General features: G+C 60.9%; 10 protein-coding genes. 7 read left to right on the plus strand and 3 right to left on the minus strand.

Annotated elements, in window-relative coordinates:
- Positions 1–19: 19 nt before the first annotated feature.
- Positions 20–2,104, minus strand: a complete 2,085-nt coding sequence (locus HP556_RS01625) for a 3-hydroxyacyl-CoA dehydrogenase NAD-binding domain-containing protein (RefSeq protein WP_175365667.1) — start codon at positions 2,102–2,104, stop codon at positions 20–22.
- 161 nt (positions 2,105–2,265) lie between these two features.
- Here HP556_RS01625 and HP556_RS01630 point away from each other — a divergent pair, with 161 nt between their 5' ends.
- The 7 genes from HP556_RS01630 (at position 2,266) to HP556_RS01660 (ending at position 9,396) form a co-directional block, all read left to right on the plus strand.
- Positions 2,266–3,132 (plus strand): IclR family transcriptional regulator, encoded by an 867-nt coding sequence (locus HP556_RS01630; protein ID WP_120288678.1) that lies wholly within the window; start codon positions 2,266–2,268, stop codon positions 3,130–3,132.
- Between the two features lie 63 nt (positions 3,133–3,195).
- A complete protein-coding gene (locus HP556_RS01635) occupies positions 3,196–4,008 on the plus strand; it encodes an ABC transporter ATP-binding protein (RefSeq protein ID WP_093759246.1) in 813 nt (270 codons plus the stop codon).
- A complete protein-coding gene (locus HP556_RS01640) occupies positions 4,005–4,718 on the plus strand; it encodes an ABC transporter ATP-binding protein (protein WP_116663743.1) in 714 nt (237 codons plus the stop codon). Before HP556_RS01635 ends, HP556_RS01640 begins: the two co-directional genes overlap by 4 nt.
- A 10-nt stretch (positions 4,719–4,728) precedes the next feature.
- On the plus strand, positions 4,729–5,607 hold the full coding sequence (locus HP556_RS01645) for a branched-chain amino acid ABC transporter permease (RefSeq protein WP_089261600.1): 879 nt from the start codon (positions 4,729–4,731) through the stop codon (positions 5,605–5,607).
- A 2-nt stretch (positions 5,608–5,609) separates the two neighbouring features.
- The gene (locus HP556_RS01650) at positions 5,610–6,638 is read left to right on the plus strand and encodes a branched-chain amino acid ABC transporter permease (protein ID WP_093759247.1); all 1,029 of its coding nucleotides are present in this window, start codon (positions 5,610–5,612) and stop codon (positions 6,636–6,638) included.
- 6 nt (positions 6,639–6,644) lie between these two features.
- On the plus strand, positions 6,645–7,874 hold the full coding sequence (locus HP556_RS01655) for an ABC transporter substrate-binding protein (RefSeq protein WP_175365668.1): 1,230 nt from the start codon (positions 6,645–6,647) through the stop codon (positions 7,872–7,874).
- A gap of 316 nt (positions 7,875–8,190) precedes the next feature.
- Positions 8,191–9,396, plus strand: a complete 1,206-nt coding sequence (locus tag HP556_RS01660) for an ABC transporter substrate-binding protein (RefSeq protein ID WP_246297313.1) — start codon at positions 8,191–8,193, stop codon at positions 9,394–9,396.
- A gap of 59 nt (positions 9,397–9,455) precedes the next feature.
- On the opposite strand, the gene HP556_RS01665 is transcribed toward HP556_RS01660, so the two are convergent.
- Positions 9,456–9,944 carry a hypothetical protein gene (locus tag HP556_RS01665; protein ID WP_175365670.1) on the minus strand — a complete coding sequence of 163 codons (489 nt, stop codon included), beginning with the start codon at positions 9,942–9,944 and terminating at the stop codon, positions 9,456–9,458.
- A gap of 120 nt (positions 9,945–10,064) precedes the next feature.
- On the minus strand, positions 10,065–10,382 hold the full coding sequence (locus HP556_RS01670) for a hypothetical protein (protein WP_175365671.1): 318 nt from the start codon (positions 10,380–10,382) through the stop codon (positions 10,065–10,067).
- Positions 10,383–10,835: the final 453 nt, after the last annotated feature.

Here is a 10,835-nt window from a genome sequence, read left to right on the forward strand (position 1 = left end):
GTGAGCGCTCCCGGCCATCTCAGCCCTTCGCCAGTGACGCAAACGTCTTGCCTTCATCGGCGAGCTTCTTCAGCAGCGCGGCCGGCTCCAGCGACGGATCGTTGGTCTGCTTGGCGTAGAACTGCAGGCGCTCGACAATCTGCTTGAGGCCGACCTGATCGGCATAGAACATCGGGCCGCCACGATAGATCGGCCAGCCATAGCCATAGAGCCAGATCACGTCGATATCGCTCGGACGCGATGCCACCTTCTCTTCGAGGATGCGCGCACCCTCGTTGATCATCGGATACATCATGCGTTCCAGGATTTCCTGATCGCTGACGGCGCGACGGGTCAGGCCCAGGCTCCGGCAGGTGTCGTCGATGAGCTTCTCGACGTCCGGATCCGGCACCGGCGCGCGGGAGCCGGCCTCATACTTGTAATAGCCCTTGCCGGTCTTCTGACCGAAGCGGCCGGCTTCGCAGAGCGCATCGGCGATCGGCGAGGTGATGCCGCGATCCTTGCGCGAGCGCCAGCCGATATCGAGGCCGGCGAGATCGCCCATGGCGAACGGACCCATCGGCATGCCGAACTTGGTGACGACGGCATCGACCTGCTGTGGCAGCGCGCCTTCGAACAGCAACTTCTCGGACTGCTTGGAGCGGGCCGCGAGCATGCGGTTGCCGACGAAGCCGTCGGAGACGCCGACCACTGCCGGCACCTTGGCGATCTTGCGGGCGACAGCGACAGCGGTGACGAGCGCATCCGGCGCAGTCTTGTCGGCGCGGACGATTTCGCACAGCTTCATGACATTGGCCGGCGAAAAGAAGTGCATGCCAAGCACGTCCTGCGGACGCTTGGTGACGGCTGCGATCTCGTCGATGTTGAGATAGGACGTGTTGCTGGCAAGGATGGCACCCGGCTTGGCATAGGCATCCAGCGCGGTGAACACTTCCTTCTTGATCGCCATGGTCTCGAACACGGCTTCGATCACCAGATCGACATCCTTGACGTTTTCGAGGCCGACGACGCCGTTGATCAGCGCCATGCGCTTGGCCGGTGCATCGGCAGGAATGCCGCCGCGCGCTGCAGTCGCCTCGTAATTCTTCTGCATGATACCGAGACCACGCTTGAGCTGCTCTTCGCCGGTCTCGATCAGCGTCACGGGAATACCGGCATTGGCGAAGGACATCGCAATACCGCCGCCCATGGTGCCGGCGCCGATGATGGCGACGCGCTCGACCGGACGCGGCTTGACGCCTTCCGGCACGTTCTGGACCTTGGCGGCTTCGCGCTCGGAGAAGAAGGCATAGCGCTGCGCCTTGGACTGGTCGTCGGCGACCAGCTTGAGGAACATCTCGCGCTCCTTCTTGAGCGCCTCGTCGAACGGCACGTCGAGCGTCCAGCTCACGGCTTCGGCGCAGGCCAGCGGCGCATTCATGCCGCGGTTCTTCTTGTTGGCGGCTGCGGCGGCGCTGGTGAAGATGGTGCGATCGGCGCGCGCGGCGGCGAGCTTGGAATCGTCGTTGCGCAGCAGGCGCAGCGGACGCTTCTCGGCGATGACCTTGCGCGCGAAGGCTTCTGCGCCCGAGGCCGGACCTTCGACGATCTCCTCGATCAGACCGTTCTTCAAAGCTTCAGATGCGCTGATCGGATCACCGGTGACGACCATCTTGACGCCGAGTTCAGGACCGACTGCGCGCGGCAGGCGCTGTGTGCCGCCGGCACCCGGCAGGAGGCCGAGCTTCACTTCGGGCAGACCGAGCTTGGCTTCTTTTGTCGCCACGCGGAAATGACAGCCGAGTGTGAGCTCGAGGCCGCCGCCGAGCGCGGTGCCATGGATCGCGGCGATCACCGGTTTGGAACAATTCTCGATTTCCGAGATGACTTCGCTCAATCCGGGCGACTGCGGCGGCTTGCCGAATTCGGTGATGTCAGCGCCGGCAACGAAGGTACGGCCTGCGCATGCGATGACGATCGCCTTCACGGCAGGATCGGCAGCGGCCGTTTTGACGTTCTCAAAAATGCCGCGGCGAACCGCCGCACTCAGCGCATTTACAGGGGGAGAGTTGATCGTGACGATGGCGACTTCATCATGACGTTCAAGCTTTACGACATCGCTCACGGCATTCTCCTTGGCTACGTTTACCGATCTGATTTTCTTAGTTTCGCACTGCGAAATTTAATTCCACATCTTGACACGGAGGGTTATTTTGAAGAGCGTCCCTTGTCAACGAGGGCCGTGGTGCAATCGTATGAAACTGACAAAACCAAATTTTGGGAAGCATGAAACGTCCAGCGAAGAATGTGGCGACAGATCGCAATTTCGTCGTCGCCTTGGCTCGCGGCCTGGATGTCTTGCGTGCATTTCGCCCCAATGACGGGCTTCTCGGTAATCAGGAGATTGCCGCCCGCACCAAATTGCCGAAGCCAACCATCTCGCGATTGACTTACACACTCACGAAGTTGGGCTACCTTACACCTGTGCCACGCTTCGAGAAGTATCAACTCGCGCCAGCAGCCATGGCCCTGGGGTATGCTGCACTTGCGAACTTAGGCGTTAAGCATCTCTCGGAATCATTTCGCGACGAATTGATGCGGCAGACCGGCGGCGCCTGCGCAGTCGGCGCGCGCGATCGGTTGAGCATGATCTATTTCGGGCAGAGCCGTTCCAGTCTCACTGTTGGCGTTCAACTCGACGTCGGCTCGCGCATCCCCATTGCAACCACGGCGATGGGCCGCGCTTATTTCTGGGCGTTGCCGCCGGAAGAACGTGCCCAATTATTGCGCGAATTTCGCGAACATTACGGACATCGCTGGTCGAAGATGCGTGATGGACTCGAACGTGCGGGCGAAATGGTCGCACGCCACGGCTTCGTCATCTCGGCTGGCGAGTGGCAGGACGATGTGCACGCTGCCGGTGTTGCAATGACATTGAATGACGGCACCGGTCCTTATGCCTTTAATTGCGGCGCGCCCGCGTTCCGTTTCACGGAAGAGCGCTTGCTCAACGATATTGGACCTCGGCTATTGGCGATGGTAAGAAACATCGAAGCGGCGCTCGGGGGAACAGCTGCACCACAATCCAAAAAACTCGACAGCAAAAAAATCAAATCAGGAGGGAAAGTTGCACGCATTGTTGAAGGGCTCTGACAGCCTTCATCGTCGTGACCTGCGCAAGACTTCGCCGCAGCCGACGATCGAGGGACGCCGCACATGACACAGGCACAACTCGCAGAGCGCGCGCCCGTCGCATCGACGGCGCCGCTGCTTTCGGTTCGCGACGTCAGCGTTGTGTTCGGTGGCATCATCGCGTTGAACGGCGTCTCGTTCGACATGCAGAAGGGTCACATCCTCGGCCTCATCGGACCGAACGGCGCCGGCAAGACCACGCTGTTCAATTGTCTCAGCCGGCTCTACCAGCCGAGCAAGGGCGATATCCTGATGGACGGCCAGACGATCCTGAATCGTCCGGCCCACAAGATTTCCGAGATCGGCATCGGCCGCACCTTCCAGAACGTCGCGCTGTTTCCGAACCTGACCGTGCGTGACAATGTCCGCGTCGGCAAGCATGCGCGCACCAACAGCGACATCATCAGCGATTCGCTGAAGCTGCCATGGGTGCGATCAGGCGAAGCTGCTATCAACAAGGACGTCAACGACATCCTTGATTATCTCGATCTGCACAGCGTTGCCGATACGATCGTCAGCGGTCTTCCCTTCGGCACGCAGAAGCGCGTCGAACTCGCGCGTGCGCTCGCCGCCGAACCGAAGATCCTGCTGCTCGACGAGCCCGCAGGCGGTCTCAACCATGAGGAAGTCTACATTCTTGGCGACCTGATCCGCCGCATCCGCGACGATCGCGGCGTGACGGTGCTCCTGGTCGAGCATCACATGGGTCTCGTGATGTCGATCGCCGACCATGTCGTCGCATTGAATTTCGGCAAGAAGCTCGCTGAAGGCACACCTGCTGCCGTCCAGAAAGACCCTGCTGTGATCAAGGCCTATCTGGGAGACAAAGACTCATGACCGCGATGCTTCACGTAAAAGACCTGCGTGCGTATTACGGCCAGGTCCAGGCACTGCACGGCCTCGAATTCGAACTGCAGGAAGGCAGCCTCACCACCCTGCTTGGCGCCAATGGTGCCGGCAAGACCACGACGCTGCGCTCGATCTGCAACATGATCCGCTCCACGGGCTCGATCGAGTTCGAGGGCAAGAAGCTCGACAACAAGTCGACCGAAAGCATCGTGCGGCTGGGCATCGCCCATGTTCCCCAGGGCCGCGGCACCTTCACCACCATGACGGTGGAAGAGAACCTGCAGCTCGGCGCGATCAGCCGCAAGGACACCAAGGCGATCGGTGACGACATCGAGCGCATGTATGCCCACTTCCCGGTGCTCAAGCAGCGCCACACCCAGCAGGCCGGCACGCTGTCCGGCGGTGAACAGCAGATGCTCGCGGTCGCCCGCGCGCTGATGCTGCGTCCCCGCCTGATGCTGCTGGACGAGCCGTCCTTCGGTCTCGCGCCGCTGATCGTGCGGGATCTGTTCAAGATCCTCGGCAAGATCAACCGCGAGGACAAGGTCAGCATTCTTGTGGTCGAACAGAACGCGCAGCTCGCGCTCGAACTCGCCGACAAGGCCTATGTCATCGAAACAGGACGCATCGTGATGTCCGGCACAGCCGACGAGATCGCGAACAACGAAGACGTCCGTAAATCGTATCTGGGATATTGAGGGGGCGGCCATGGAACTCTTTACCAACCAAGTCCTGGCTGGCATCGCCACCGGCGCGATCTACGCCTGTATGGCGCTCGCCGTGGTCATGATCTACCAGGCGATCGACCACCTGAACTTCGCCCAGGGCGAAATGGCGATGTTCTCGACCTTCGTCGCCTGGCAGATGATGCAGTGGGGCATACCCTATTGGGGCGCATTCGCGCTGACGCTGATTTTCTCCTTTGTCGGCGGCATCGTCATCGAGCGGGCTTTGTTCAAGCCGCTCGCCAAGGCGCCGGTGCTGACCCACGTCGCCGGTTTCATCGCGCTGTTCGCCATCATCAACAGCGTCGCGGGCCTGACCTGGGACTTCACCATCAAGCAGTTTCCCTCGCCGTTCGGCTCGTCGCCGTTCCTGGGCAGCCAGCTGATCTCGACGCATCAGGCCGGCATGATCGGCGTGACGATCATCCTGCTCGTCCTGCTGTTCATCTTCTTCCGCTACACCCGCGTGGGCCTTGCGATGCGGGCAGCGGCGTCGATGCCTGAATCGGCGCGGCTGGTCGGCATCAACACGTCATGGATGATTGCACTCGGCTGGGGCATGGCGGCCGCGATCGGTTCGATCGCCGGCATGCTGATCGCCCCCGTCGTGTTCCTCGAGCCCAACATGATGGGCGGCGTGCTGATCTACGGATTTGCCGCGGCCGTCGTCGGCGGGCTCACGAGCCCACTGGGTGCTGTCATTGGCGGGTTCCTTGTCGGCGTCTTCGAGAACCTCGTCGGCACCTATATCCCGGGTGTCGGCAATGAGCTGAAACTGCCCATCGCCCTGGCGCTGATCATCACCGTGCTGGTCGTCAAACCCAATGGCCTGTTCGGCCGTGCCATCGTGAAGCGAGTTTGATCATGAGCACCGTTCAAGACGTCTCCGCCGCTCCCGCGGTCGCTGCCGTTCCCAAAAAGGCAATGGCGCTCGGCCCGCTGGCATCGCTGATCATCCTGGCGCTGCTCATCGTCACACCACTATTCGTGAAGAACTTCATCATCTTCCAGATGACGATGTGGCTGATCTACGCCATCGCGGTTCTCGCGCTGAACATCCTGACCGGCGCCAGCGGCCAGTTCTCGCTCGGCCAGAGCGCGTTCTACGCCCTCGGCGCCTATACGTCGGCAATCCTCATGGAACATGTCGGCGTCAACTACGCACTGACGCTTCCTGTCGCCGGCCTCGTCTGCTTCATCGCCGGCTTCCTGTTCGGCCTGCCGGCGCTTCGGCTCTCCGGCATCTACCTTGCGCTGGCGACCTTCGCCCTCGCGGTGGCAATGCCACAACTTCTGAAGCTCGGCGTGTTCGAACACTGGACCGGCGGCGTGCAGGGCCTTGTCGTCACCAAGCCTGATGCACCGGAAATCCTGGCCTCGCTGGGTCTGAAAGTGTCGCAGGACATGTGGCTGTACTTCTTCACCCTCGCGGTCACGATCCTGATCTACATCCTCTCGGTCAACCTGCTGAAGTCGCGGTCGGGCCGAGCCATGATGGCGATCCGTGACAACGAGATTGCCGCCTCGGCGATGGGTGTGGACGTCTCGCTCTACAAGACGCTGGCTTTCGGCGTTAGCGCAGGGATCACCGGCGTTGCCGGCGGTCTCGGCGCCATCGCCGTGCAGTTCGTGGCACCGGATGGCTACACCATCCAGCTCGCCATCGCGCTGTTCCTCGGCATGGTCGTCGGCGGCGTTGGCTGGCTTCCCGGCTCGCTCGCCGGTGCGGCTTTCATCGTCTTCGTTCCGAATATTGCGGAACACGTCTCGAAGGGTCTGTCTGGCGCCGTGTTCGGCGTCATCCTGATCATCATCATCTTCCTGCTCCCGAACGGGGCCAGGCAACTCGCCTATTTGGCACAGGGCTTGATAGGCAAACTACGTAAACACTGAGGACCTATGAACTGCAGAAACTTTCTGCGCACCGCCGCGCTCTCGAGCGCGGCGTTTGCGTTTCTCGCCTTCTCAACTTCCGCGAATGCCCAGAAGAAATACGACACCGGGGCGAGCGATACCGAGATCAAGATCGGCAACATCATTCCCTATAGCGGCCCGGCTTCGGCCTACGGCATCATCGGGAAGATGGAAGAAGCCTACTTCAAGATGATCAACGATCAGGGCGGTATCAACGGCCGCAAGATCACCTTCGTCAGCTATGACGATGCCTACAGCCCGGCCAAGGCTGTGGAACAGACCCGCAAGCTCGTCGAATCCGACGAAGTTCTGTTCGTGTTCGGTCCGCTCGGCACGCCGTCGAACACCGCGATCATGAAATACCTGAACGCCAAGAAGATCCCGCAGCTGTTCGTCGCCACCGGCGCGACCAAGTTCGGCGAGTACAAGACCGCGCCATGGACGATGGGCTGGCAGCCAGCCTATCAGAGCGAAGGCCGCATCTTCGCGCAATACGCGATCACCGAGAAGCCGAACGGCAAGATCGCCGTGTTCTACCAGAACGACGACCTCGGCAAGGACATGCTGAAGGGCCTCAAGGACGGCCTCGGCGAGAAGGCCTCGATGATCGTGGCTGAAGACAGCTATGAAGTATCCGAGCCGACCATCGACTCGCACATCGTCAAGATGAAGGCATCGGGCGCCGACATCTTCGTCTCGATCTCGACGCCGAAATTCGCCGCGCAGGCGATCAAGAAGGTGGCCGAGATCGGCTGGAAGCCGATGTTCTTCCAGAGCAATGTCGGCTCCTCGGTCGGCGCAGTGATGCGTCCCGCCGGCATCGACAACGCGCAGGGCGTGCTGTCGCTGGCCTATGCCAAGGATGCCATCGATCCGCAGTGGAAGGACGATGAGGGCATGAAGAAGTATCTCGACTTCCTGGCCAAATACGCCCCCTTCGCCAATCCCGCCGAAAGCTCGGCTGCTTATGGATACGGCCAGGCACAGACCGTGGTTCAGGTCCTCAAGCAGGCCGGCGACGACCTGACCCGTGCCAACATCATGAAACAGGCCGCCAGCCTGAAGGACTTCGCACCCGACACGTTGCTGCCGGGCGTCAAGATCAACACCTCGGCGACCGACTTCTACCCGATCGAGCAACTGCGCATGATGCGCTTCACCGGCGAGAAGTGGGACGTGTTCGGCCCGCCGATCGACAGCAAGCTCGGCGGGTAAACTCAACCGTCATTCCGGGATGCCCGAAAGGCGACGAAGTCGACTGAAGGGTAGACCCGGAATCTCGACATGAGTGATGAACAATACGAGGTTCCGGGTTCGCACGCGCGAAGGCGCGCATACGCCCCGGAACGACAGCGATAATGCCCAATAAAACAGCCCCTTACGACGAAAGTCGTGAGGGGCTTTTTCTTGCCAGTTGCAGTGGAAAAGTATTCAATCCAACGCGCCGCAGCATTCAACAAAAAACAAGAATACGCGCGGCTTCATCAAATGATCAGGGAGATCAGAAATGCCTTCGTTCAGCTCGCGTGCAATGACGTTCACGGTTGCCGCAGCCCTCAGTGCGGCCCTTGGCGGTACTGCCTTCGCCCAGAAAAAATACGACACCGGCGCCAGCGATACCGAGATCAAGATCGGCAACATCATGCCCTATAGCGGGCCCGCATCCGCCTATGGCGTGATCGGCAAGATGGAAGAAGCCTATTTCAAGATGATCAACGATCAGGGTGGCATCAACGGCCGCAAGATCAATTACATCACCTATGACGACGGCTACTCGCCGCCTAAGGCTGTGGAGCAGGCGCGCAAGCTCGTCGAGTCGGACGAAGTATTGTTCATCGCCAGCTCGCTCGGAACCCCGTCGAACTCCGCCATTCAGAAATACATGAATGCGAAGAAAGTCCCGCAACTGTTCGTGGCCACCGGCGCCACCAAGTTCGGCGACTACAAGGACTTCCCCTGGACCATGGGCTGGCAGCCTGCCTATCAGAGCGAGTCCAGGATCTATGCAGCCTATCTGCTGAGGGAAAAGCCCGACGCCAAGATCGCGATCATGTACCAGAACGATGATTTCGGTAAGGACATGCTGAAGGGTCTGAAGGATGGTCTCGGCGCCAAGGCTGCATCGATGATCGTCGCCGAGGAAAGCTATGAAGTGTCGGAGCCGACCATCGAGTCCCATATCGTCAAGCTGAAGTCGACCAATGCCGACACCTTTGTCAGCTTCACCACGCCGAAATTCGCTGCGCAGGCGATCAAGAAAGTGGCGGAGCTCAGCTGGAAACCGACCTTCATCCAGAGCAATGTCGGCTCTTCGGTCGGCGGCGTGATGAAGCCGGCGGGTTACGAGATCGCCCAGGGCATCCTGTCGGCGAACTACGCCAAGGACGGCGCCGATTCCAGCTGGGACAATGACGAGGGCATGAAGAAATTCTACGCCTTCCTCGCCAAATATGCGCCCACCATGGACAGGAGCGACGGCTCGGTCGTCTATGGCTATGGCCAGGCGCAGACCATCGTTCAGGTGCTCAAGCAGGCCGGTGACAACCTGACCCGCGCGAACATCATGAAGGAAGCAGCCAACCTCAAGGAATTCGCGCCCGACACATTGCTGCCCGGCGTGACCATTTCGACCTCGGCGACCGACTTCTACCCGATCGAGCAGCTGCAGATGCAGCGCTTCAAGGGCGAGAAGTGGGAGCTGTTCGGCCCGATCATCGCGGGCAAGATCGACGGCTGATGTTCTGATCTCTCCCCGCCGGTTGAAGCCAAGCTTCGCCAGGCGGGGAGAGATCGAGATCAGTAATAATCCCGGAACGCATCCGCGAGACTGTCGGGCTGCCAGTCGATCTGGTCCGACGCGATCGGATCGTCCGATAGCAGCGCACTCGCCTGCGTCTTGTAATCCGGCGCCACGTAATCCGCCTGCGGCAGGCCACGGCGCACGATATCCTGATAGTTGAGATAGTTGTCGCGATTTCCCACGAAGGTACACATGCATTTGGCGGGATCGGCATAGAGATAGCGCGGACCGTTCGGCGTGGTGTGCACGACGAAGCGATAGGCCGGCAATTTGCTTAAGGCCGCCTTCCCTGCGGCATCGTTGGCAAAGCGCGCCTTGAAGCCGGCGGACTCCATATCGAAACCGACCTTCTGCAGCACTGGCACGCTCGGCAATTCCCGCGCCACCAGCAGCGTGATATCGAGCAGCGCCAGCACCGCGATGACAGCGAGCGCGATGCCGCGCGGGTGCAAAGCGGAAAACGTCATCATCGTTACTGCGCGCATGTCGCAAAACCCCGGCTATAAGCGCGCATCGGCGCGCACTATTGCGCGCGACACTAACGGACCCCGCATGCGGTGTCACGGCAGCGCCGCCGCAGGAAGCAAGGCCGGTTAACAAATCCATCACGCCGCCTCGCTGGCGACGAGCGCCTCCAGGACGCGCCAATACATTTCGTCCAGCATCGCTTGCTGCTGCTCTGCATTCAGAACACGCCGTCGTTGAAACAGAAGACAGATCGGCCGACTGCCTGTGCAATGGTGTGCACGACGACAGGCCTTGATGACGCAAGTGCGATGGGTGCGCAGGATGTTCGCATTGCCGCGCTCGATCTCCTCGATGCAGGCGGCGACGATCATATCCGACAGCCGCTTGGCCGCCAGGTCGCTCTTGTCCCTGGCGCGCTGCGCGAGATGCCAGGCGTCGTGTTGCGAGATGATCATGTGAACTCCCGTTGTGACGATGATGACTGGATATGAGTGACTTGGGTGACGGTCACGCGCCGTCCTTGCCCGCGCCTGAGCGCGTGAGTGGCAGTCCCGGTGCTCTCCCTCGAAAATGAGGGAGATGAAGCGCCGAAAGGCGCGACTTGGTAACAGTGCCGCAGCGTAGTGTCCGGATCGCCGGACAGCAGAGGCCGCGGAAACGCCTTTCGACGCTCCACCGTGGCGATTTCTGTCCCCGGGACCGTTCTTCCGGGCAAAGGCGCAGACCTCCGCAGTCCGCTTATCCCGACGGTTTCCCGCCGTTCACCGATGCCACGTCCAGCCAGCATGAGTGGCAGACCCCCGTAGTGGGGCCGGACGGTGACCCAAGGCCTCCCGAGTGCGTGAGGGAACGTCTCCCTCCCGCCCGCAGGCGCCACATCCCGCCCCGCGCTAACAAGCGTCCCTGGC

This window comes from Tardiphaga robiniae (assembly GCF_013359755.1).
GTDB classification, from domain to species: domain Bacteria; phylum Pseudomonadota; class Alphaproteobacteria; order Rhizobiales; family Xanthobacteraceae; genus Tardiphaga; species Tardiphaga robiniae.

Excerpts from the sequence above, each read along its gene's own strand:
- HP556_RS01670 (WP_175365671.1), bottom strand. The coding sequence starts at position 10,382 with ATGATCATCTCGCAACACGACGCCTGGCATCTCGCGCAGCGCGCCAGG.
- HP556_RS01630 (WP_120288678.1), top strand. The coding sequence starts at position 2,266 with ATGAAACGTCCAGCGAAGAATGTGGCGACAGATCGCAATTTCGTCGTC.
- HP556_RS01655 (WP_175365668.1), top strand. The coding sequence starts at position 6,645 with ATGAACTGCAGAAACTTTCTGCGCACCGCCGCGCTCTCGAGCGCGGCG.
- HP556_RS01660 (WP_246297313.1), top strand. The coding sequence starts at position 8,191 with ATGACGTTCACGGTTGCCGCAGCCCTCAGTGCGGCCCTTGGCGGTACT.
- HP556_RS01665 (WP_175365670.1), bottom strand. The coding sequence starts at position 9,944 with ATGCGCGCAGTAACGATGATGACGTTTTCCGCTTTGCACCCGCGCGGC.
- HP556_RS01635 (WP_093759246.1), top strand. The coding sequence starts at position 3,196 with ATGACACAGGCACAACTCGCAGAGCGCGCGCCCGTCGCATCGACGGCG.
- HP556_RS01640 (WP_116663743.1), top strand. The coding sequence starts at position 4,005 with ATGACCGCGATGCTTCACGTAAAAGACCTGCGTGCGTATTACGGCCAG.
- HP556_RS01645 (WP_089261600.1), top strand. The coding sequence starts at position 4,729 with ATGGAACTCTTTACCAACCAAGTCCTGGCTGGCATCGCCACCGGCGCG.
- HP556_RS01650 (WP_093759247.1), top strand. The coding sequence starts at position 5,610 with ATGAGCACCGTTCAAGACGTCTCCGCCGCTCCCGCGGTCGCTGCCGTT.